Annotated in this window: 19 protein-coding genes and 1 pseudogene; 12 read left to right on the top strand and 8 right to left on the bottom strand. The window is 70.1% G+C overall.

Annotation, left to right across the window (positions count from 1 at the left end):
* Nucleotides 1-12 precede the first annotated feature (12 nt).
* Complete coding sequence (locus AB0J80_RS02665; protein WP_364699484.1) at nt 13-975, bottom strand: DUF4349 domain-containing protein; 963 nt, start codon at nt 973-975, stop codon at nt 13-15.
* Between the two features lie 112 nt (nt 976-1,087).
* Between AB0J80_RS02665 and AB0J80_RS02670 the strand changes: the two genes are divergently transcribed.
* Genes AB0J80_RS02670 through AB0J80_RS02685 form a run of 4 tightly spaced genes read left to right on the top strand, consistent with a single transcriptional unit; the run spans nt 1,088 to nt 4,401 of the window.
* Nucleotides 1,088-1,720 (top strand): MBL fold metallo-hydrolase, encoded by a 633-nt coding sequence (locus AB0J80_RS02670; protein WP_364699486.1) that lies wholly within the window; start codon nt 1,088-1,090, stop codon nt 1,718-1,720.
* 1 nt (nt 1,721) lies between these two features.
* Nucleotides 1,722-2,654: a hypothetical protein gene (locus AB0J80_RS02675; RefSeq protein WP_364699488.1), complete on the top strand. Its 933-nt coding sequence runs from the start codon at nt 1,722-1,724 to the stop codon at nt 2,652-2,654.
* Between the two features lie 41 nt (nt 2,655-2,695).
* Nucleotides 2,696-3,433: a hypothetical protein gene (locus tag AB0J80_RS02680; protein ID WP_364699490.1), complete on the top strand. Its 738-nt coding sequence runs from the start codon at nt 2,696-2,698 to the stop codon at nt 3,431-3,433.
* Between the two features lie 14 nt (nt 3,434-3,447).
* Nucleotides 3,448-4,401: a GNAT family N-acetyltransferase gene (locus AB0J80_RS02685; RefSeq protein ID WP_364699492.1), complete on the top strand. Its 954-nt coding sequence runs from the start codon at nt 3,448-3,450 to the stop codon at nt 4,399-4,401.
* Here AB0J80_RS02685 and AB0J80_RS02690 read toward each other — a convergent pair.
* On the bottom strand, nt 4,398-4,859 hold the full coding sequence (locus AB0J80_RS02690; RefSeq protein ID WP_364699494.1) for a gamma-glutamylcyclotransferase: 462 nt from the start codon (nt 4,857-4,859) through the stop codon (nt 4,398-4,400). The two genes, AB0J80_RS02685 and AB0J80_RS02690, sit on opposite strands and share 4 nt — an antisense overlap.
* Before the next feature lie 105 nt (nt 4,860-4,964).
* Between AB0J80_RS02690 and AB0J80_RS02695 the strand changes: the two genes are divergently transcribed.
* Nucleotides 4,965-6,365, top strand: a complete 1,401-nt coding sequence (locus AB0J80_RS02695; protein ID WP_364699496.1) for an NAD(P)H-quinone dehydrogenase — start codon at nt 4,965-4,967, stop codon at nt 6,363-6,365.
* Between the two features lie 10 nt (nt 6,366-6,375).
* Here AB0J80_RS02695 and AB0J80_RS02700 read toward each other — a convergent pair whose 3' ends face one another.
* Both AB0J80_RS02700 and AB0J80_RS02705 read right to left on the bottom strand, forming a co-directional pair.
* A complete protein-coding gene (locus AB0J80_RS02700) occupies nt 6,376-7,155 on the bottom strand; it encodes a DedA family protein (protein WP_364699498.1) in 780 nt (259 codons plus the stop codon).
* A 412-nt stretch (nt 7,156-7,567) separates the two neighbouring features.
* A complete protein-coding gene (locus AB0J80_RS02705; protein WP_364699500.1) occupies nt 7,568-9,319 on the bottom strand; it encodes a biotin carboxylase N-terminal domain-containing protein in 1,752 nt (583 codons plus the stop codon).
* A 64-nt stretch (nt 9,320-9,383) separates the two neighbouring features.
* Here AB0J80_RS02705 and AB0J80_RS02710 point away from each other — a divergent pair, with 64 nt between their 5' ends.
* The 4 genes from AB0J80_RS02710 to AB0J80_RS02725 all read left to right on the top strand — a co-directional run bounded on the left by AB0J80_RS02710 (nt 9,384) and on the right by AB0J80_RS02725 (nt 12,511).
* Nucleotides 9,384-9,941, top strand: coding sequence for a PadR family transcriptional regulator (locus AB0J80_RS02710; protein WP_364699502.1), 558 nt, complete (start codon nt 9,384-9,386; stop codon nt 9,939-9,941).
* 81 nt (nt 9,942-10,022) lie between these two features.
* Nucleotides 10,023-10,973 (top strand): ATP-binding cassette domain-containing protein, encoded by a 951-nt coding sequence (locus AB0J80_RS02715; protein ID WP_364699504.1) that lies wholly within the window; start codon nt 10,023-10,025, stop codon nt 10,971-10,973.
* Between the two features lie 3 nt (nt 10,974-10,976).
* The gene (locus AB0J80_RS02720) at nt 10,977-11,732 is read left to right on the top strand and encodes an ABC transporter permease (RefSeq protein ID WP_364699507.1); all 756 of its coding nucleotides are present in this window, start codon (nt 10,977-10,979) and stop codon (nt 11,730-11,732) included.
* A gap of 38 nt (nt 11,733-11,770) precedes the next feature.
* The gene (locus tag AB0J80_RS02725; RefSeq protein WP_364699510.1) at nt 11,771-12,511 is read left to right on the top strand and encodes a polysaccharide deacetylase family protein; all 741 of its coding nucleotides are present in this window, start codon (nt 11,771-11,773) and stop codon (nt 12,509-12,511) included.
* Here AB0J80_RS02725 and AB0J80_RS02730 read toward each other — a convergent pair.
* The 4 genes from AB0J80_RS02730 to AB0J80_RS02745 all read right to left on the bottom strand — a co-directional run bounded on the left by AB0J80_RS02730 (nt 12,494) and on the right by AB0J80_RS02745 (nt 16,476).
* A complete protein-coding gene (locus tag AB0J80_RS02730) occupies nt 12,494-13,123 on the bottom strand; it encodes a nucleoside triphosphate pyrophosphatase (protein WP_364699512.1) in 630 nt (209 codons plus the stop codon). The two genes, AB0J80_RS02725 and AB0J80_RS02730, sit on opposite strands and share 18 nt — an antisense overlap.
* A 56-nt stretch (nt 13,124-13,179) precedes the next feature.
* Nucleotides 13,180-14,241, bottom strand: coding sequence for a type VII secretion-associated serine protease mycosin (gene mycP / locus AB0J80_RS02735; RefSeq protein ID WP_364699514.1), 1,062 nt, complete (start codon nt 14,239-14,241; stop codon nt 13,180-13,182).
* Between the two features lie 1,495 nt (nt 14,242-15,736).
* Nucleotides 15,737-16,075: a hypothetical protein gene (locus AB0J80_RS02740; RefSeq protein WP_364699516.1), complete on the bottom strand. Its 339-nt coding sequence runs from the start codon at nt 16,073-16,075 to the stop codon at nt 15,737-15,739.
* 203 nt (nt 16,076-16,278) lie between these two features.
* Entirely contained in the window at nt 16,279-16,476 is a 198-nt protein-coding gene (locus AB0J80_RS02745) for an acyl-CoA carboxylase subunit epsilon (protein WP_364699519.1), read from the bottom strand.
* A gap of 101 nt (nt 16,477-16,577) precedes the next feature.
* Here AB0J80_RS02745 and AB0J80_RS02750 point away from each other — a divergent pair.
* The 3 genes and pseudogenes from AB0J80_RS02750 to AB0J80_RS02760 all read left to right on the top strand — a co-directional run.
* Nucleotides 16,578-17,444, top strand: a pseudogene (locus tag AB0J80_RS02750) (serine/threonine-protein kinase); the annotation flags it as partial.
* Between the two features lie 2,969 nt (nt 17,445-20,413).
* Nucleotides 20,414-20,626 carry a hypothetical protein gene (locus tag AB0J80_RS02755; RefSeq protein WP_364699522.1) on the top strand — a complete coding sequence of 71 codons (213 nt, stop codon included), beginning with the start codon at nt 20,414-20,416 and terminating at the stop codon, nt 20,624-20,626.
* Nucleotides 20,627-20,730: 104 nt separating this feature from the next.
* Entirely contained in the window at nt 20,731-21,471 is a 741-nt protein-coding gene (locus AB0J80_RS02760; protein ID WP_364699525.1) for a M50 family metallopeptidase, read from the top strand.
* Nucleotides 21,472-21,551: the final 80 nt, after the last annotated feature.

Here is a 21,551-nt window from a genome sequence, read left to right on the forward strand (position 1 = left end):
CAGGGCGGCCGGTCAGCTCTGCTGATCCGCGGGCTTGACCTGCAACCGGCGGTTGCGCCGCACGTACCAGTAGACCGCCCAGGCCGGCAGGCCGAGCAGGAGCAGCCACGGCAGCAACCAGCCGAGGATGGCCGCCACCACGCCGAGCGACGCCAGCAGGCCGTGCCAGCCGTTCTTCAGCCCGGTCAGGAAGCCGGGCGGCTCGTCCTTCTTCGGTGCCACCTCGGTCTGAGGGTCCAGCAGCACCGCCGTGATCGTCGACAGCGCGGTCAGGTCCGCCATGCGACGCTTCTTGGCCTGCAGCGAGGCGAGGTCGGACTCGCGGGTCGCCACCTCGCGCTCGAGCATCACCAGGTCCTCAAGGGACTTCGCCTGAGCCAGCAGCTTGCGGCCGCTGGCCACCCGGGCCTGCTGCGTGGCGATCCGGGCGTCCAGGTCGACGGTCTCCTCGGTGACGTCCTCGGTGTTGATGCCGCGCTGCTCCTCGTGGCCGAGCCCGGCGAGCTGGTCCACCACGGAGTGGAACTTGTCCGCCGGCACCCGCAGCGTCAGCGTGGCGTCGGACGGGCCGGTGTTTCCGGAGCTGCTGCGCTTGTCGCCGCCGATGAACCCGCCGGCCCCGGTCACGATGCCGGTCACCTGAGCCGCGGCGATGTTCACGTCCTTGACGCGTACGGTGATCGATCCGGTGTAGATGATCGAACGCTTCTCGACGCCGAGGTCCGGCGCCTTGGCCGCCGTGTCCTTGCCCTGCGCCTGGGGCGCCTCGGCCGCGTTGTCCTGGGCGGCGGCCGGCCCGGCGCCCGCCGCCGCCTGGTTCGGAGCGGCTGCCTTCGAGTCGCCGCTGTCACTGCTGTCGCCGCTGCAACCGGCCAGCGCCAGGGCCGCCGCGAGCCCGGCGGCGAGCGCGCCCCCGGCCACCCGGTGCCGCGCCCGACGCGCCGATCTGATATTCGTCGAACCCTGAAGAGCCATGGTGATATCTCCTGTCCCCGTGAAGGTCTGCACCCTGGGACGCGCGGCACATGCGTGCCGGTTCCGGCAGACTGCGGGGTGGGCGGTCACGATTCGGCAGCGGAGGAGTCCCGTGCGCGTCACGAAGTTCACGCATTCCTGCCTACGTCTCGAGGGCGACGGGGTCCTGGTGGTCGACCCGGGGGTGTTCAGCGAGCGGTCGGCCCTGGACGGCGCGGACGCCGTGCTCATCACCCACGAGCACCCCGACCACGTGGACGTGGAGGGCCTCGCCGACGCCGTGTCGCGCCGGCCCGGGCTGAGGGTGTACGCCCACGCCGACGTCCTGCCGCAGCTGTCCGCCTTCGTCGGCGCGGTCACGACCGTGGAACCCGGCGGTGAGCTCTCCGCTGCCGGCTTCACGGTCCGGGCGTACGGGGGCGCGCACGCCGTGATCCACGAGGACATCCCCCGCATCGCCAACCTCGGCTACCTGATCTCGGACGGCGCCCACTCGGTCTACACGCCGGGTGACTCGTTCACCGTGCCGGAGGCGGAGGTCGACACCCTCTTCGTGCCCCTCAACGCGCCCTGGATGAAGCTGAGCGAGGCGATCGACTTCGTCCGGGCGGTGCGGCCGGGGCGGGCGTACGCGTTGCACGACTCCCTGCTGACCGCCACCGGCGCCCAGGTCTCCAACGGCCACCTGGACCGGCTCGGCGGCACCAAGTACGCCCAGGTCGCGCCCGGCACCACCCTCGACTGACGTGGCCACGGGCACCGACGAGATCATCCGGCAGCTGTACGAGGCCGCGCCGGACGGCTTCGTCGCGGGCCGGGCCGCCGCGGTCGCCGCCGCGAAGAAGGCCGGCGACAAGGAGGCGGCCAAGCGCCTCGCCGCCCTGCGCAAGCCCACCGTGGCGGCGTGGCTGGTCAACCTGCTCGCGCTGCGCCGTCCCGAGCTCATCGAGGACCTCGTCGGGCTGGCCACCGCGCTGCGCCAGGCCCAGCGCAGCCTCAAGGGCGACCAGCTGCGCGAGCTGTCCAACCAGCGCCGGCAGGTGGTGTCCGCGCTCGTCCGGGCGGCGCAGCAGCTCGCGGTCGAGGACGACCCGTCGCTGCGGAGCACCAAGCTGCCGATGGCCGAGGTGGAGGCCACGCTGAGCGCGGCCCTGGCCGAGCCGGACATCGCCGAGCAGGTCCGCAGCGGCCGCCTCGTGAAGGCGGCGACGTACGCGGGCTTCGGTGAGGTGCCACGGCCGCGGCTGCGCCTGGTGACCGCGGACGACGACACGGACGCCGATACCGCTGAGCCGGAGGAACAGGCGGAGGAGGAGCCGAAACGGGTCTCCGCGCTGGACGAGCGGCGCCGCCGGGCCGAGGAGAAGGCGCGCGCCGAGCGGGTGGCCCGGCGTCGCGAGCTGCAGAAGGAGCTGCTCGCGGCGCGGGCGGCGGACCGCAAGGCCAAGGCCGCGCTGGAGAACGCGGAGGAGGCGGAGCGCGCCGCCGGCCACGCCGTCGACGAGCTCGAGGAGCAGATCGCCGAGCTGGAGCGCCAGCGGATCGTGGCCCAGGCCGAGGTGTCGCGCCGCAAGCTGGAACGACGGTCCGCCGAACGGGACGCCTCGGCCGCGCGGCGGCGGGTCGGCGACGTCGAAGCGGCGATCGAGGACCTGGACGCCGACGAAACGGATCAGTAGCCGGTTTTCCTGAACCGGTCAGGGAGAGCAGAATCGGGCGGGTGACCCCCGAACAGGCAGCCGCCAATGCCCGGCCGGGACTCACGTCCCTCGTCGGGGCGTTCGCCGAGTCCCCGCAGACGTTGCGCCGAGCCCGGCTCATGGGGCTGTCCGGGTGGGCGTACCACGTGTCGGCCCGCGCCGGTGCGCTCGGCGACGTACGCCCGGAGACCGTCGCCGCGGCCATCGGCTTCATCGCGCCGGACGCGGTGACCGACGGCTGGGAGGCGGCGGCGAAGACCACCCCGCCGGTCGAGGTCGCCACGTGGCACCTGCACGAGCTGTGCCGGTGGGGCGCCGACCAGCTCGGCGGCTTCCCGCGCCTGGCCAGGCTTCTCGAACTGTCCAAACGGGTCGTGTCCGCCGTGGACTGTGCCGGGCTGCCACTGTTCGCCGCGTGGCGGGCGATGCCCGTGCCCGACTCGTCTCCCGGCGCCCAGGCGGCGGTCCTGCTGCACCTGCTGCACGAACACTGGCTCGGGGTGCACCTGGTGGCCGTGCGGGCCAGCGGCCTCACCCCGCTGCAGGCGATCATCGCCGGGCCCGAGGGGGAGACCGGCGCGGTGGCGTTCGGGTGGCAGCCGCCGTACCCGCCGGCCGGGCCGATCGTGCGGCGTCTCATGTGGGCGGAGTCGGTGGCCGGTTCGCTGGCCGGGCAGGCGTACGCGGCCCTGGACCGCGCCGAGCGCATCGAGCTGATCGGTCTGCTCGAATCTCTGTCGCATCGCCTGGCCCGATAGGGCACTCTGCGGGGGTGACCGAGCTGCCTCCGGGCTGGCGTACCCGCCGGCCGACCCTCGACGACGTCCCGGAGATCCTGGCCCTGGCCCATGCGAGCGACATCGCGTCGGTGGGGGAGCCGGACTTCACGGTGGAGGACGTCCGGGAGGCGCTCACCGGACCGAACACCGACATGACGCGGGACTGCTGGGTGGCGCTGGACGCCGACGGGGCGATCGTGGGGTGGGCGTACCCGCACAACGCCAACCGTGAGGCCCGCGACTTCCTGGAGGTCTACGTCTGGCCCGAGCGGGGAGTCCCGGCCCAGCGGCCGCTGCTGGAGCTGCTGCTCGCCCGGGCCGCCGAGCGCGGCGCCGAGTTCGGGCACGAGACCTATACGGTACGGGCCGGCGCGATCCCCACCGAGAAGCCGTGGATCCGGGCGCTGACCGACGCCGGGTTCACCTTCCTCAAACAGCACGCGCGCATGACGATGTCGCTGGAAGGCGTGTCACCGGCGCCGCCCGAGCCGCCCGCCGGCATCACCGTACGCCCGGTGGACCCGCACGACGAGGCCGAGATGCGCCGCTTCCACGCGACCATCGAGGAGGCGTTCCGCGACAGCGACCACCGTGCCACCGACTACGAGACCTGGCGGGCGCGGGTCGACACCGAGGAGAGCGTGTCCTACGACGAATGGTTCGTGGGCTTCGTGGACGAGACGTGGGCCGGGGTGCTGCAGTCCTCCGACGCCAACGCAGCGGACGGGTCCGGGTGGGTGCGGGCGCTCGCGGTGCTCAGGGCGTACCGGAGAAGGGGTGTGGGTGAAGCTCTTCTGCGCCGGGCCTTCGCGACCTATGCCGGCAAGGGGCGCACGACCGCGGGCCTCGGCGTCGACCTGGCCAACCCGACCCAGGCCGCCCGCCTCTACCGTGCGGTCGGGATGCACCCCCTGTACGAGGCGAACATCTATGAGCGGGTGATCTAGATCTCCGGCGACGACGTGCGGGTGGGCCGCTGCCGCAGCTCGTTGACGTAGTCGTCGGGCGCGCCCGCCTTCTCCGCCGCGTTGGCGATCTCGGAGAGGTACCACGCGGTCGGCATGCCGCCCTCGTAACCGTCGAAGACGTAGACCCAGGCGCTGAGGTCGCCTTCCAGCGTCGACACCCGCACGGTGAGCTTCTGGTACGCCCCCGCGGTGACGCCCTCGACCTCGTCGAGCTGGGCGGCGTCCCAGGGGTGCACGTCGTAGAGGGAGACGAAGACCCGGTCGCCGGGGGACTCGACGATCGTGGTGACCGCGCCCTCCCAGCCCAGGTCGCCCTCGCCGGCGAAGGTCAGGCGCCAGCCCTCGACCCACCCCACGCCCACCATCGGGGAGTGCGGACAATAGGCCCGCATCCGGGCCGGATCGAGGTTGGAGCCGTACGCGGCGTAATGACCCACGGCGATGACGATAGCCCGGCGCGCGGTTGAGGGAGAATACGAGGCGTGCGTGTCGGCACATCTCAGTCACGTAAGTGACGAAACGGAGCAATGGGGGTTGAACGCGTGAGTCGGATCGTGATCATCGGCGGTGGGCCGGGCGGGTACGAGGCGGCGCTGGTCGCCGCTCAGCTCGACGCGGACGTGACCCTCGTCGAGGCCGACGGCGCCGGCGGCGCGTGCGTCCTCTCGGACTGCGTACCCTCCAAGACGTTCATCGCCAGCTCCGAGGTGGTGACCGGTTACCGCCACAACGAGCGGTTCGGGGTGCGGTCCGCCGGCCTCGAGGCGGTCACGGTCGACGCGAAGGCCGTCAACGAGCGGGTCAAGAAGCTGGCGCTCGCGCAGTCCGGCGACATCCAGGCCAAGCTGGTCAAGGCCGGTGTCGACGTGGTGCAGGGCCGCGCCCGGCTGGGCGAGGACACGCTCGGTCACACCCACCAGGTGATGGTCACCCCGCACGGCGGCTCCGCGTACGCGGTGGACGCCGCGACCGTGCTCATCGCCACCGGCGCCACCCCGCGCGTGCTGCCCAGCGCCCGGCCGGACGGCGAGCGCATCCTCGACTGGCGCCAGGTGTACGACCTCGCCGAGCTCCCCGAGCACCTCGTCGTCATCGGCTCCGGTGTGACCGGTGCCGAGTTCGCCAGCGCGTACCTGGCGATGGGTGTGCGGGTGACGCTGGTCTCCAGCCGCGAGCGGGTCATGCCGCACGAGGACGCCGACGCCGCGATGGCCATCGAAAGGGTCTTCCGGGAACGCGGCATGACGATCCTCAACCAGTCCCGCGCCGAGTCGGTCGTCAACACGGGCGACGGCGTGGAGGTCACCCTCGCCGACGGGCGCAAGGTGACCGGCTCGCACGCGCTGATGGCCGTCGGCGCCGTCCCGAACACCGCCGACCTGGGCTTGCGCGAGTACGGCGTCGACGTCGCCCAGGGCGGCTACGTCACCGTCGACCGCGTGTCCCGGACCAACGTGCCGGGCATCTACGCCGCCGGCGACTGCACGGGCGTCCTGCCGCTGGCCAGCGTCGCCGCGATGCAGGGGCGGATCGCGATCTGGCACGCGATGGGTGAGGCGGTGGCGCCGCTGCGGCTGCGTACCGTCTCCGCCAACGTCTTCACCGACCCGGAGCTGGCCACCGTCGGCGTCTCGCAGAACGACGTGGACCTCGGCAAGGTCCCGGCCCGCCAGGTCATGCTGCCGCTGACCGGCAACGCGAGGGCCAAGATGGCGGGACTGCGCGACGGGTTCGTCAAGCTCTTCTGCCGCCCGGCGACCGGCCAGATCGTCGGCGGGGTCGTGGTGGCGCCCAAGGCGAGCGAGCTGATCCTGCCGATCACCATGGCGATCGAGAACAACCTCACGGTCGACCAGCTCGCGCACACGATCACGATCTATCCGTCGCTGTCGGGCTCGATCGCCGAGGCGGCTCGCCAGCTGATGCTGCACGAGCTGCAGTAGCCGGTCCTTCTCAGCGGCGGGTGCGCTCGCGCGGGGTCACGTCCTCGACGTCACCCGCCGCTGCCCCTTCGACGGCCTCCTGGTCGGGGGTCTCGTCGTTCATGGCCTCGTCGCCCGAGGCTTCGTCGTCTGTGATCTCGTGGTCGGCGTCCTTGCGGCCGCCGAAGAGGGCGAGGATCCAGCCTGCCGTGCCGAAGATGACCGCGGCGGTCGCGGCGATGGCGAACAGCCGCCACGCCGACTGGGTCACCGCGGTGCCGCCGACGTGGCCGACCAGCCCGCCGTACGTGGCCCAGGCCAGTGCGGCGCCGCCGTCGTACAGGATGAAGAGCTTGATCGGGTAACCGGCGCGGCCGGCGTGATAGCCGGCCGCCATCCGCCCACCCGGCACGAAGCGGCAGAGCAGCAGGACGAGCGGTCCGGGTTTGCGCAGGCCCCGAGTAAAACGTTCGGCGGCCCGCTTGGTGCGGGACCCGCCCTTGTCGCCGTTCTCGGCGCGTGGTGCGAAGCGGCTCCTGAGGGCGGCGAGGCGCCCGCTGAGCCAGTTGCCGCCCGCGTGCCCCGCCGTCCGCCCGAGGGTGAAGGCGATGGAGTCCCCGGTGAACATGCCGAGGGCGCCGACCGCGATGACGAGCGCCAGGTTGAGGTTGCCGTAGACGGTGAGGGCGCCGGACGTGATCATGATGGCCTGGGTGGGCACCACCGGGACCATCGCGTCGACGGCGAGGAACCCGTACAAAGCCAGGTAGGCCCACGCCGGTGTCGCCATGACGGTCAACAGGTCGGTCATCGGGTCGGCCACCTCACGGGCTCCAGGGTCCACGGAATTGTCCGTGGGCGCACCTGAGAATGTGCTGAGTTCAGCATGAGCCTTGATCAGCCCCCGCTGACGGTGATGCCCGACACGGTACGTCCTCCGCGGCGCACGCGGGGTCTCCAACGCGGGCGGTTTCTGCCATTCTCGCCCGATTGCCACCGTGATCGCCCGCTTCTGGTGCGGGGCGGGCGCGCGTACCTTGGTAGCAGTTCCGGAACGCCGGATCCCCCGTTCTCGGCGTGCCGGGCCAGCGGCGCCCACCCGGTCATGCCGGGTGCGTTGCGCCCGGGCCGTCGGTAGGTCCCGTACCGGCGGCCCGCCTTCTGTTACCGGTGGCCCGCCGTTATGAAGATGTAATGCCTGGTGCGTCCCCTCCGGACGCTCGTCAGTCGTCGATCGTGCAGATCGTCGTCCCGGCGGTGATCGTGCTCCCCACCTCGGCGGTGAGGCCGTTGATCGTGCCGGCCCGGTGCGCCTGCAGCGGCTGCTCCATCTTCATCGCCTCGACGACCACGATCACGTCGCCCTCGGCCACGGTGTCACCGTTCGCGGCGGCGACCTTGACGATGGTGCCCTGCATCGGGGCCGTCAACGCGGCGGCGCCGCCGGTGGCCGGGGACGCCGAGCCCTTGCCTGACCGACGGGGGGTGGTGTTGCGGTTGGGGGCAGGTGCGGGCGTACCCATGTCGGCCGGAAGACGCACCTCCAGGCGCTTACCGCCGACCTCGACCACGACGGTGCGGCGGTCTTCGGGCTCGGCGGCCGCACTGGCCGCCGGGGTGAAGGGAGGCACGCCGCCGGACCACTCGGTCTCGATCCAGCGGGTGTGCACGGTGAACGGCTCGGTGGTGAACGCCGGATCGCGCACGACGAGGCGGTGGAACGGAAGGACGGTCGCGATGCCCTCGATGACGGTCTCGTCCAGCGCCCGTCGGGCCCGGTCGAGCGCCTCCGCGCGGGTCGCCCCGGTCACGATGATCTTCGCGAGCATGGAGTCGAAGTTGCCACCGATGACGCTGCCGGTCTCGACGCCCGTGTCGACCCGCACGCCCGGTCCGGACGGCCAGGTGAGGGCGGTGACCGTGCCGGGTGCCGGCAGGAAGTTGCGGCCGGCGTCCTCGCCGTTGATGCGGAACTCGATGGAGTGGCCGCGCGGCTGCGGGTCGGTGGTCAGCGCCAGCCGCTCGCCGTCGGCGATGCGGAACTGCTCCCGGACCAGGTCGAGGCCGGAGGTCTCCTCGCTGACCGGGTGCTCGACCTGCAGCCGGGTGTTGACCTCGAGGAACGAGATGGTGCCGTCCTGGCCGACCAGATACTCGACCGTGCCGGCGCCGTGGTAGCCGGCCTCCCGGCAGATCGCCTTGGCGCTGGAGTGGATGCGCTCGCGCTGCTCGTCGGTGAGAAAGGGGGCCGGTGCCTCCTCGACCAGCTTCTGGTGCCGGCGCTGCAGGGAGCAGTCGCGGGTGCCGACGACGATGACAGTGCCGTGCGTGTCGGCCAGAACCTGCGCCTCCACGTGCCGTGGCCGGTCGAGGTAGCGCTCGACGAAGCACTCGCCGCGGCCGAAGGCGGCGACCGCCTCGCGGGTGGCCGACTCGAACAGGGCGGGGATCTCCTCCAGGGTGCGGGCGACCTTCAGGCCGCGGCCCCCGCCGCCGAACGCCGCCTTGATCGCGACCGGCAACCCGTGCTCGCGGGCGAACGCGACGATCTCGTCCGCGCCGGCCACCGGCTCGGCCGTGCCCGGCACGAGCGGCGCGCCGGCCCGCTGCGCGATGTGCCGCGCGGTGACCTTGTCGCCGAGGTCGCGGATCGCCGCCGGCGTGGGGCCGATCCAGGTCAGACCCGCATCCAGTACGGCCTGAGCGAACTCGGCGTTCTCGCTGAGGAAGCCGTAGCCGGGGTGCACCGCGTCGGCCCCGCTGCGGGCGGCGATGTCGAGGAGCTTGTCGATGCGCAGATAGGTGTCGGCCGCCGTCTCGCCGTCGAGGGCCCAGGCCTCGTCGGCGAGCCGCGCGGGTAGCGCGTCGCGGTCGCTGTCGGCATAGACGGCGACACTGGTCAGGCCCGCGTCTTTGCAGGCCCGGAGGACACGGACGGCGATCTCGCCCCGATTGGCGATCAGTACCTTGCGCACGGGCTGAGCCTATCCTCAGGTGTCCGCCGACCGCTCAGTCAAACTTGCCTATTACGCTGAGTGGATGTCCGCCACGCGCATGATGATCCTCGGCATCGTTCGATGGATGCAGCCGGTCCACGGCTACGACGTCCGCCGGGAGCTGCTGAGCTGGAGCGCCGACAAGTGGGCGAACGTGCAGCCCGGCTCGATCTACCACGCTCTGCGCAAGCTCGCCGAGGAGGGACTGCTGCGCGAGGTGGCCACGGAGCAGGTCGGAGCCCGGCCCGCTCGGACGACGTACGAGATCACGGACAAGGGCACCGCCGAGTTCGAGGCTTTGCTGCGCAGCAACTGGTGGAACCTGACCGGGACGCCCGACCCGTTCATGGCGGCTTTCGCCTTCCTGCCCGCCCTGCCTCGCGAGGAGGCCGCCGCGGCGCTCCGCAACCGCGCCGTGCAGCTCGCTGCCGGTAACAAGCAGCTCTCCTCCTCGATGGAGGTGGACTGGGTGAAGCAGAAGCCGGTGTTCGTGAGCTGGATGTGGGAGCTCGCGATCGAGCGCTCGGAAGCGGAGATCAAGTGGTGTGAGCGCGTGGCGAACCTGATCGAGGAGGGCGTGGAGTACTTCCCCGCTCAATAATCAAGTTTGACTAGTCAGCCTTGACGGTCCTACGCTGCCTTCCGGCGGCGGGCGCTCGCCCGCCCACGACTGGGGGCCGACATGATCGAGACGCGAGGACTGCGCAAGTCGTTCACATCCCGCCAAGGCAAGGTGAAGAAGACCGTCGACGCCGTCCGGGGCGTCGACCTGACCGTCGACGAGGGCGAGATCTTCGGCTTCCTCGGCCCGAACGGCGCCGGCAAGACCACCACGCTGCGCATGCTGGCGACCCTCATCGAACCCGACGGAGGCACCGCCGTCATCGCGGGCGCCGACCTGCGGAAGAACCCGGCCGAGGTGCGCCGCCGCATCGGCTACGTCGCCCAGGGCGGCGCCACCTGGGACGACTCCACGGCCCGCGAGGAGCTCGTCCTCCAGGCCCGCCTCTACGGCATCTCGAAGTCGGAGGCGCTCACCCGCGCCGAGCGCGTGCTCGAAGGCTTCCAGCTCGCGGAGTACGCCGACCGCAAGTGCAGGACGTACTCCGGAGGCCAGCGCCGCCGGGTCGACATCGCGCTCGGCATCATCCACGACCCCAAGGTGGTGTTCCTCGACGAGCCCACCACCGGCCTCGACCCGCAGAGCCGCGCCCACATGTGGGACGAGATCCGCCGGCTCCGCGACGAGGGCATCACCATCTTCATCACGACGCACTACCTGGACGAGGCGGATGCGCTCTGCGACCGCATCTCCATCATGGACAACGGAGAGATCGTCGCCTCCGGCACGCCGGCGGCTCTCAAACGGGAGATCTCCGGAGACGTCGTACGGGTCGGAGTCGGCGCGCCGGCACAGGCGGCGGAAGCCCTGGGCTCGGCCGAGTTCGTCACCAAGCTCGAGACGTACGACGACAGCGTCCGCCTCTACGTCGAGGACGGCGCGACGGCCATCCCCCTCGTACTCCGCGCGCTGGACGCCGCCGACGTACCCCTGGGCACGATCGAGCTGCACCGCCCCAGCCTCGACGACGTCTTCCTGACCAAGACCGGCCGATCCCTGCGGGAGAGCTGACCCATGAAGCTGCTGCGCGACACCTGGTTGATCTTCCAGCGGCAGGCCCTGCTCCTGCTCCGCAACCCGGTCTGGATCCTCGTCGGCGTCTTCCAGCCGGTGATGTACCTGCTCCTGTTCGCCCCGCTGCTGAAGCCGGCCCTGGGCGTGCGGACGAACGCCGAGGCGTACGAGATCTTCGTGCCCGGCCTGCTCGTCCTGCTGGCCATCTTCGGCGGCCTGTTCCAGGGCTTCGGCCTGATCGCGGAACTGCGGGCGGGCGTCATCGAACGCTCCCGGGTCACCCCGGTCAGCCGCCTGGCCCTGCTCCTGGGCCGCTCCCTGCGCGACACCGTGTCGCTCCTGGCCCAGGCGGTCATCATCACCCTGCTGGCGCTGCTGTTCGACCTGCGGGTGGTGCTGGGCAACCTGCTCCTGGCATATCTGATGCTGGCCCTGATCTCCCTGATGACATCGGCGGTGTCCTACGGGGTGGCGCTCGCGGTGAAGAGCGAGGACGCCCTGGCACCACTGATGAACACGGTGGCGCAGCCGGTGCTGCTGCTGTCGGGCATCCTGCTCCCGTTGACGTTCGCACCGGGATGGCTGCAGGGAATCGCGGACTGGAACCCGTTCTCCTGGGCGGTCGACGGCACCCGAGCCCTCTTCCGAGGAGACCTGGGAGCGTCCGAGGTCTGGCAAGGCCTACTGATCATGGCCGTCCTGGCAGTGGCGGCGGTCACGTGGGCGGCCCGGCTGTTCGCCCGAAGCGTGCGCTGACCGTTCATCTCGCAGGCGGCGGTGCCGATGGTCCGTGCGTGACCAGCACCCGGCCCCGCCGCCTCGCGGCCGCGTTGGCGCTCACCCTCGTCGGCGCGACCGCCTCATGGGCTGCCCCCGCCGCCGCCGCGCCGACCTCGTGCGGAAAACCTCTCCCGGCCCGGATCACGGCGACACCGGTCACGTACGCGAAGACCGTGTCGCTGACCTTCGACGACGGCCCGTCCGCGTACACCCCGCGCTTCCTCGAGGTGCTGAAGAGCTACAAGGTGCACGGCACGTTCTTCCTCAAGGGCGCCAACGTCGAAGCCAACCCCGACCTCGCCCGCCGGATCGTGCGAGAAGGTCACGCCATCGGCAACCACACGTACAGCCACCCCGAGATGCCGCCGCTCACCAGGACGGCACAAGCGGCGGAAATGGACCGGGCCACCGACGCGATCATCGCCGCAACCGGCAAGCGCCCCTGCCTCTACCGCTCACCGCGCGGCCACGCCACACCCACCACCCAGAAACTCGCGCTGGCCCGAAAGATGACCGCGGTCCAGTGGACGATCGACACTGACGACTGGGGCCAGCCCAGACACCCCGACAAAGCCTTCGAGAAGCACATCTACGACGACGCCACGACAACCCGAAAGCACCCGATCATCCTGATGCACGACGGCGGCGGCGCCCCGCTCTACCGCGGCAACACCGTCCACGCCCTCGACGACATCATCCGCTACTACCAGGCCAGGGGATACGTCTTCACCGACCCGCTAGGCCGCAGGCTCTGACTTCTTCCACAGCTGCGGAACGGTCACGCCGAACGCGGAGAGCAGCCGCCGGAAAAGCGGCAACGAAAGCCCGACGACGTTGCCATGGTCGCCCTCGATCCGCTCCACGAAAGCGCCGCCGAGCCCGTCGATGGTGAAAGCCCCAGCGACATGAAGCGGCTCCCCGGTGGCGACATAGGCCTCCACCTCGGCGTCGCTCAGATCGGCGAAATGAACGACGGTGGTGCCGACCTCCTCGGCCTGCTTCCCGCTGGTGACCTCGGTCAGGTGATGCCCGGTGTGCAGGACGCCGGACTTGCCGCGCATGGCAACCCACCGGCGTACGGCCTCGGCGGGGTTCGCGGGCTTGCCGAGGATCTGGCCGTCGAAAGCCAGGACGGAGTCGCAGCCGAGAACGAGAACGCCGGGCTCGGGGGGAAGAGTGGACGCGACAGCCCGAGCCTTCATCCGCGCGAGCGCGAGACAAAGCTCGGCAGGGTCGGTGGAGTCGACAACGGACTCGTCGACGCCGCTGACCTGGACCGAGGGGTCGAAGCCGGCGGCGCGTAGGAGAGCTAGCCGGGCGGGGCTGGCGGAGGCGAGTATCAGCCGGTGTCCGTCGTCAGTCTGCACGGAGACCTACGCTACAAGCACGCTGAGGAGACAGGGGCGCGGCACGCGTCGTGAGGTCATTGAGCGTTCGTCGAGCGCCGTCGAGCCCAAACAATCCCGCCCAGCCCCGCAACCAGAATGACGATCACGGCGCCAACGATCAGTGGCGTACTGTTGTTGGTCGACTGTGCCTCGGGCGCTGCTCGGACGGTCTGTGTGGGCGCGGTAGTAGGCGTGCCCAAAGTTGGTGCTGAACCGCTAGGACTGCTCGAGGTCGCAAGTTTTCCACCGCTTAGGGCTGCGACAATATTGACAACTCCGTACCCGTACTCATCATCTCGACCGGGCCTGCCCTCGTCGGTGGCTGTCCTCTCGAGGCGTTCGACAACCTCTTCAGCGGTCATGCTTGGAAATGCGCTACGCAGGAGGGCGGCGGCGCCCGAAACGATAGCGGCAGCGTCCGAGGTTCCCCGACCTTTAACAGAATACGCACCGTTCTTGAAGGTGCTCGCCATATTTTCGCCGGGTGCCATAATATCGAGTTCCGGCCCCGACACCGATATTGCTGACTTGTGTCCCGACTGGTCCACTGCACCTACGGCGAGCACAGGCGGGAGCAGTGCTGGCGACGTTACTGTTGTGTCTTCCGGGTGATTCCCCGCAGATGCTACGAGGACGACATCGGCCCTCTGGGCCCTGTTGACGGCATCGATGGTTTCGGGTGATAGTTCGCCGCCAATGGACATGTTTATCACTTTGGCGCCGTGCTTCACCGCGTAGTCAATGGCTGGACCGGCAATGAAGTCGCTTGGGCTGCTTTTCATTAGGCGAATCGGTAGGATCTTGGCCTCCGGCGCGATCCCGAGCGCTCCGTTGCTGGCGCTGCCGTGCGCCGCAATCAGACCGGCCATCGCCGTGCCATGTCCGTCGATGTCTGTGTGTCCCGATTTTCCTGATGAAACTAAGTCTGTGCCGTCGAGCAGGTTCCCTTCGAGGTCCCGGTGATTGCTTACGCCAGTGTCGATGACGGCGACCGTAACGCCTTTGCCTCGACTAATCTCATGAGCATGTGAGATGTCGAGGAAACGAAGGTGCCATTGCTTATCGCCCACGCCTTCCGCATACGCGGGACTACCCATGAGAGCGGTGCTAGCACCGAGCAGGGCTGCTGCCAACGCTAGAAGTGGACGTGCTGTCATCGTGAGTAGCCGATGGCTGGCCCAGGGTCTATAGGTCCAGGCTCGTCCGGCGGGAGCACTACGGGTTCAACCCCTTGCTCAGTTGCCCAAGGGTTATCTGGATCCCAACGAGATCCTTCGTCGCGTTGTCGGTCGGTTCTCTGGCTCCGGGACATAGGCGATCCTGTGAAGCCGTTCTGGCCGGTGGGCATGGCGCCGGCTTTTCCGGCGGAGCCACGCGGAGCGGACCCTTGCTGGCCGATTACCCCACCTACTGGATTTGCCCTGGGGCTAGCGGCAGGTCGTTGACCCGCCGGGCTGGAGGGCATTTGACCGATCAGACCACTGCCTGGCGTGGTTCCGATGACACCACCGGACGGCATCGCCATTCGACCACCAGGACTACCGTAAACACCGCGAGCGCTTGGGCCGCCCAATATAGGACGCTGGGTGCCGGGTGGGGCAACGCCGAGACGATCCGTGCCTAGGCCGCCAATCGGGGGGACAAGCCCTGGTAGAGGATTCGATGGCGTCGGAATGGGTGACGGTGCGGGAGGTGGAATGGTGGATGGGCCAGTCCCGGGCGGTGCGATGACGTTCGAGCCGCCAATGCCGCCCAGCACGGGGCCACTTGCGCCCGCGCCTGAACTGCCCCCGCTGATTGCGGGTGCCGAGCCTGTTGGTTGCACAGGTGTAACGCCGTGGCTAGGCAGATTGGAACCGTGCTTGCTAGAGGGGCTAGCCGATGTAGCACCAGGAGCAGGGATCAGCGGCGGAGTTCCCGAGCCGCCCACATCTCCACCCTGCTCTTCTCGTTCGCCCTTCGATCCACCCGGAGCCGTAGGTTTGTACGGCTTGGGCGCCTGGAGCGCTGCCTGGCCGCTGAGCACCGCGCTGCTCAGGTCGAACATGATCACCCGGGCCTGGTTGTTCAGTCTCTCCTGCTCCGCAGCTGCCACGGGGGGCGTTGACGGAACCGGCGATGGCGCGGGTGATGGGGACGGCGTCGGGCTGGTGGATGGAGCAGGGCTCGGTGCAGCGTCCTTCTGTGCCTGCCAAGCCAGGTTCCGGCTCTCGTTGGCCTCGTACTGCCGCAGGATCGGCTCGAGCTTCGTTCTTGCCTGAGCAAGCGTCGTCGTCACGGTCGAGAACGCCTTGTAGTTAGCGGACGCGGCGTCCAGTGTGCCGTGCAGCTCGCCGACGAGGTCGTCGAGCCTGGCGATGTACGCCGCGGAGGCTGCACTCTTCTCGGGGGGCCAGGCGGCTGCAAGATTGTCGCGGTACGCCGTGATGCGGCTTATGTGCTCATTGATCAGGTCAGCCGTTTTGCGCCAGCCGGTAGCCACGTCGAAGTGAGGGTCGGTGTCTTGGTTCTCGATGACAGACCACATGAGCCTGACATCGGCCGAGTTCCAGTTCGTGCCGCCGTAGCCGCCGCCTCCGCCTGCGATCAGCATCAGCTCTCCTTGGCCTCGGTGTTCGACCCGTCAAGTGGCTGGTCGAATGCGTCCTTGACATCAGTCACGGTGGCGTTCGCGAAGGCGTCCGTGTTGCGGTATTCCGAGCTGATCTTCTTCGCCGCCTCGGCGGCTTGGGTCGTGCCCTTGCCGAAGTAGAACGTGTTCGAGTATGCGGCGGTCTGCACCTCGTGATGACGCGTCAGGAAGCTGCCGAGCTCGGGGAAGCGAGGGTCCGCCTCCGGCAGTTGGGTGGTCATCAACGCCGTGATTTGGCTGAAGTGGGGGTTGAAGCCCTTTTCGACCTCAGCCGCGAGGCTGCGGGCGAAGTCCTCCATGGCTTCGATGTCCGCTTCGATGGCGCCGTAGTCACGCAGCCACGCGGGACCGCGGTCCTCCTCAGGAATCACTGCCCTGGCCCTCCCCCGAGAGTGCGAAAATCTTACGCGAGACTAGTCGGTCACCGGCTGTGTTTCGACCCCGTACCCACAGCTGTGGACAGTCGGTTCGACACCGAACACGGTCTATCTCGTAGTTTGGTTCAGCGGGGCAAGCCGGACTCTCGCCACGATCCTCGTCCCGCGCCCGGGCGGGCGGTTCGCACCCAGGGGTTCGTCGATGGCTCGGGCCGGGCTCGATCCGTACCCGTGGATGTGCTGATCAATGCTCCTACCAGGGCGGCCAGCTCTTCTGCGGTCGGTGCGCCGCGCACCACGCTGACCAGCGGTTCCTCATCCATTGATCAAGCGTACGGTCTACCCGCCGGTACTCTATGACACGCGTCCCACACTCGGCTGATCGATTCGCTGCGGCTCGACATGACCGGGTATTTTCTGCGTGATGTCTACTTCCCCCCCGCTCGTTGTCGCTGACCGCTACCGGCTAGTTGCGCCGCTCGGTCAGGGCGGGATGGGTCGTGTCTGGCGGGCGACCGACGTCGTCCTGCATCGTGATGTCGCCATCAAGGAGCTGGTTCCTCCTCCTGGGTTGACCCCTGACGAGCGTCAGGAGATGCGGGAGCGGTCGCTGCGCGAGGCCCGGGCGATCGCCCGGCTCAACAACATCAATGTGGTGCGCGTGTTCGACGTGCTGCGGACCGATGCGGATCCGTGGATCGTCATGGAGTACGTGCCCTCACGCTCCTTGCAGGACATTCTGGCGAGCGACGGACCCTTCAACCCGGTGCGTGCCGCCGAGATCGGGCTCGGGGTTCTCGGGGCCCTGCGCGCCGCGCACCGGGCCGGGGTCGTGCACCGGGACGTCAAGCCCGGCAATGTGCTGATCGGTGAGGACGGCCGGGTCGTGCTCACCGACTTCGGCCTGGCCACGGTGCCCGGGGACCCGAACGTCACGCGGACCGGGCTGGTGCTGGGCTCACCCGCGTACATTGCTCCGGAGCGTGCCCGGGACGGCACGGCCGGTCCCGGAGCCGATCTCTGGTCGCTCGGGGCGACGCTCTACGCCGCGGTGGAGGGCGCTTCGCCGTTCGCGCGTCCGTCGGCGATCGCCACGCTGGCGGCGCTCGCGACCGAGAATCCGCCGCCCGCGCGCAATGCCGGCCCGCTGAAGCCGGTCCTGAACGGTCTGCTGCGCAAGGACCCCGCGCATCGCATCAACGCCGACGAGGCCGAGCGGTTGCTGCTGCGCGCCACCGGCCGGCGGTCGAAGCTGAGCTTCCCGATGAGCCCCACGATGCGCCGACCCGGTGTCGGGCGCGAGCGCCCGCCCGTCGTGCCCGGCGTGTCGGCCAGCGCCCCGGTCGTGCCCGGCCCGCGCCCGCCGGTCACTTCCGGCCGTCCACCGATCACCCCCGGCCGGGCCGCGGCCTCACCGCCGGCCGGGCCTCCCGTCACGCCGGGGCGCGGTGGGGCTACGCCTCCGGTGACGCCTGGGCGGCCCGCTGCGACACCGCCGGGCCGTTCTCCCGTGACGCCCGCCCGCGCGTCCGCCACGCCGCCGATCGCGCCCGCGCGGCCGCCGGTCGATCCGGCGGAAAACCGCCCGCAGAGCGGTGCGCCGACCGGTCGCGCTCCCATTTTCGCTCCGGGCAAGGCCACCGTGGGTCGCGCACCGCGCCCGGCCGACGCTCCGACCCGCATCGACGCCACCCGGGTCGATACGCCGCCGGTCCGAGAAAACCTTTTCGGTACGGGCACAGAAAAGCGACCGCCCTCAGGGCCGGAAACAGGTGTGGAAGCGCCTCCCGCCCTCGACGCGACGATGCGCGGCGCGGGCTCCGCCTTGGGGTCGTTCACGGTCGAAGAGGTCGCCGCAGCCCGCAGGCGCCGCGCAGGCCAGGCGCCGGCCGACACCACGCCACCGCAAGCCGCACCGGCGACGACAGCCGAACCCGCGACCGCAAAGCTGAAAGCCCCACCAGCGCCGGCCACGCAGCCTGAGACGGGCGACGTCGGCGCCGAGGTGCCTGCCGAACAGTCCAAGGCGGGTGGCGCGAACACGTCGGCTGCCGAGGCGGGTGGCTCCGACACGTCGGCTGCCAAAGCGGTTTCCTCGCCGGCCGTCGTTTCCAAGAAGCCTGCCGATGCGGACGGCGCAGGCCCGGTTTCCCAGCCGAAGCCATCGCGTGACGAAGGGGCCGAGGCGGCAGAAGCCGCTGCTGACAAGGCATCCAAGACCGATGACAGGGCGGCCGAGGGGCAGGGTGCCGCTGACCAGACGGCCACGGGTGAAGACGTCACCGCGCGCGCACCGGACGCCGTCGAACAGGAGGAGAAGGCTGGAGGAAAGGCCGAAGCCGGGCGCGAGTCGGTCGAGGAACGCGCCGGCCAGAGCCAGCAGGCTGAAGCCACCGGCGTCGACAGTGCGGCTGCCCTCCCCGTCGATGCTGAGACGGCCGTCGCGAAGCCGGTTGCCGAAGGCAGCAAGCAAGACGGCGACGCAGGAGACGCGAAGCAGGACGAGCCGGACTCGAAGACCGTCACCGCTAGTCAGCCGATCAAGCCCGCCGTCGGCGCCCGGGCCGGGGCCGGTTCCACCAAGGCGGCTCGTAAGAAGGGTCGCGGCCGCCAGGCGGCGAACGTTGCGGCGAAGGCAACCAAGGCTGCGACCGCCGCGGCAGTCGCCGCCGAGTCGGCCGGGACCGCCGGCGAGACATCCGCCGCAGGTGCTGATACGTCGGCCACCCCTGCGGGCAGTGGCAGCGAGGGCGCCGGTATCACCGGAGCCGCCGACGGCGACCGGGTCGAGCGCACGAGTGCCGAGAGCGTCGATGCCGCTGGGGGCGGCAAGCGTCCCGGTGTGAAGGACAGTGACGCGAACAGTGCGACGGCCGTCGAAGACGGCGCCGGCAAGAGCGGCAGCGTCGACAAGGGCGCCCCCGGTAGCGGCAGCACTGAGAAGGGGGCCGCCAAGAGTGACGGCGGCGCGAAGAGCGACTCTGGTGCCAGGAGCAGAGGCGTCCAGGCCGATCGCGACAAGGACAGCGGCGCCAAGGCCGGCAGCGCCGACAGTGCCGGTAGCGCCGACGAAGGTGCGGCGAAGAGCAGCGCCACCGACAAGCGTGCGGCGAAGAGCAACGCCGCGGCGGCGGGCAGCGCCGGGGCCGCGAGCGGCGGGCGGACCGCCCCGAAGCAGGCGACTCCTGCCTCGGCGGGGGCACAGGGCGGCGGCACGAGCGCCAAGGACGATGCCACGGCGGTTGCGGCGCCGTTCATGCCTCCTCGTCGCGCGCGCCGGGCTGTTGCGGCGCAGGGTGGTGACTCGCCTGCTCGTACCCGGGTCATCGGGGCGGGGGCGTCGAGTGCGCCGGTCTCCGGGGCGGGGGCGGCGGGCGCGCCGATCTCCGGAGCTCCGGGGCTTGCTCCGGCGAATCGGCCCGCGTGGCAGCCGATGGATTTCCGGTCGCCTTCCGGTGGGCGGCGGGGGCTCACCGTTTTCGGGGTCACGCTCACCCGTCGGCAGACCGTGATCGGGTTTGCGCTGCTTGCCGCCGTACTGTTGCTTCTTCTGCTGGTGATTCCCCTGGCTTTCGCCGGCGACGGTGATGAGCAGGCGGACCGGACCGGTAAGAGCGGGGCTGCTCCGGTGGCGAGCGCCGCGAAGACGCAGCAGTCGGCTGCCGTCGCGGCGCCGCCGAAGCAGGGGACCGCCGAACCGGTGACATCGTCGGCTGCGCCCAGCACGCCGGCCAGTTCCGCTCCGGCCGGCAAGGCGCTGCCCAAGGGGTGGCGGCTGTACGGCAACGCGCGGACCGGCTTCTCCGTGCCGGTGCCCGCCGGGGCTTCGGTCGACGCGTCGAATCCGGAGGAGATCCAGTTCCGGTGGAACAACCGGCTGCTGCTGCTCGCGCAGACCGACGAGCCGGCGGCCGATCCCATGGCCGACTGGAAGGACCAGGAAGCGACGCGGTCCGGCGGGAAGTACCGGAACTATGAGCGGATCAAGATGGAACCCGTCGACTACTTCCAGAAGGCCGTCGACTGGGAGTTCCTGTACACCACGTCCAGCGGCAACCGGCAGCATGCCGTGAAGCGGAACTTCCTGACCGGGCCGAAGCAGGCGTACAGCATCAACTGGTACACCTCGCCCGAGGACTGGGACGCGGCCAAGAAGGATCTGCAGGTCATCTATGACGGGTTCAAGCCGCTGTAGAGAACCTCGTGCATGAGGTGATCGATGAATGGGTATTCATCGGTCACCGAAGCTGGAGGTGAACGATGCTCCGCCGACACGGCAGCAAGCCCACGATCGCGCTGTGGATGCTGGTCGCGATCGCCGACATCGCCATCCTCGTGGCGGCCGCCGGCCTGATGACAGTGGTCCTGGCCGCCGCCGGCCTGCTGCTGGTGGTCGGTGCGATCGCCGGCGCCCGGCAGCTGCAGCGACGCACCGCACCGCAGACCTCAGCCGTCCTGCGCCGCCGGGCCTGACCACCACCGTCATTCCCCCACGGCGTAGGTGAGCGCGGTTGTGCGACTGGCCGGGGTTGACGTGCGGGGCGTAGACCGGCGGTGATCGGCTACGCTGCCGGGCTGTGGCGATCGACTCGGTGACTGACCTCTGGGAGACGCTGTTCAGCGCTCAGCCGGACCCTCCTGGAACCCTTGTCCTGGTCACTGCGGTGATCGCCCTTCTCGTCGTCGCGGTCCGTCCGCTCTGGCGCATCGCCCGCAACGCGATCACCATCGCGCATGAGGGCGGCCATGCGCTCGTCGCGCTTCTCACCGGCCGGAAGCTGCGCGGCATCCGGCTGGAGTTCGACACGTCCGGGCTCACCCTGTCGGCCGGCCGCCCCACCGGGCCGGGCATGATGTTCACGCTGCTCGCCGGGTACATCGCGCCGTCGCTGATCGGGCTGGCCGGTGCGTGGCTGCTCGGCGGCAACCGCATCACGCTGCTGCTGTGGCTCGCCGTCGCGTTGCTGCTCCTCATGCTGATCAACATCCGGAACGTCTTCGGCGCGGTTTCCGTGGTGGTCACCGGGGCGATCGTCTTCGCTGTCTCCTGGTACGCGTCCGCGCAGGTGCAGGCGGCTTTCGCGTACGTGGGGGTGTGGTTCCTCCTCATCGGTGGCGTGCGTCCGGTGTTCGAGCTGCAGAAGCTGCGCAGCCGGGGCCGGATGCCCGAGTCGGACGCCGACCAGCTGGCCGGCCTCTCCCACGTGCCGGCGCTGTTCTGGGTGGGGGTCTTCCTTGCCGTCGACGTGGCGGCGCTGGTTGCCGGCGGGTTCCTGCTCGCGGGTCAGTGGCTGCCGGAGCTGAGCGCCACGCCTTGATCGGCGGGCCGGTCGGCTGCTGTCGGGTTCTGGCTGATCCGCGACAGTGTGAGACAGGTCACGCATGGCGTCGGTAGGTT

Source organism: Actinoplanes sp. NPDC049548 (assembly GCF_040676695.1).
Taxonomy (GTDB): Bacteria; Actinomycetota; Actinomycetes; order Mycobacteriales; family Micromonosporaceae; genus Actinoplanes.

Coding starts and splice junctions, on each gene's coding strand:
- AB0J80_RS02715 (WP_364699504.1), top strand. CDS start 10,023: ATGATCGAGACGCGAGGACTGCGCAAGTCGTTCACATCCCGCCAAGGC.
- AB0J80_RS02720 (WP_364699507.1), top strand. CDS start 10,977: ATGAAGCTGCTGCGCGACACCTGGTTGATCTTCCAGCGGCAGGCCCTG.
- AB0J80_RS02665 (WP_364699484.1), bottom strand. CDS start 975: ATGGCTCTTCAGGGTTCGACGAATATCAGATCGGCGCGTCGGGCGCGG.
- AB0J80_RS02700 (WP_364699498.1), bottom strand. CDS start 7,155: ATGACCGACCTGTTGACCGTCATGGCGACACCGGCGTGGGCCTACCTG.
- AB0J80_RS02755 (WP_364699522.1), top strand. CDS start 20,414: ATGCTCCGCCGACACGGCAGCAAGCCCACGATCGCGCTGTGGATGCTG.
- mycP (WP_364699514.1), bottom strand. CDS start 14,241: ATGGGTAGTCCCGCGTATGCGGAAGGCGTGGGCGATAAGCAATGGCAC.
- AB0J80_RS02745 (WP_364699519.1), bottom strand. CDS start 16,476: ATGGATGAGGAACCGCTGGTCAGCGTGGTGCGCGGCGCACCGACCGCA.
- AB0J80_RS02740 (WP_364699516.1), bottom strand. CDS start 16,075: ATGGAGGACTTCGCCCGCAGCCTCGCGGCTGAGGTCGAAAAGGGCTTC.
- AB0J80_RS02710 (WP_364699502.1), top strand. CDS start 9,384: ATGTCCGCCACGCGCATGATGATCCTCGGCATCGTTCGATGGATGCAG.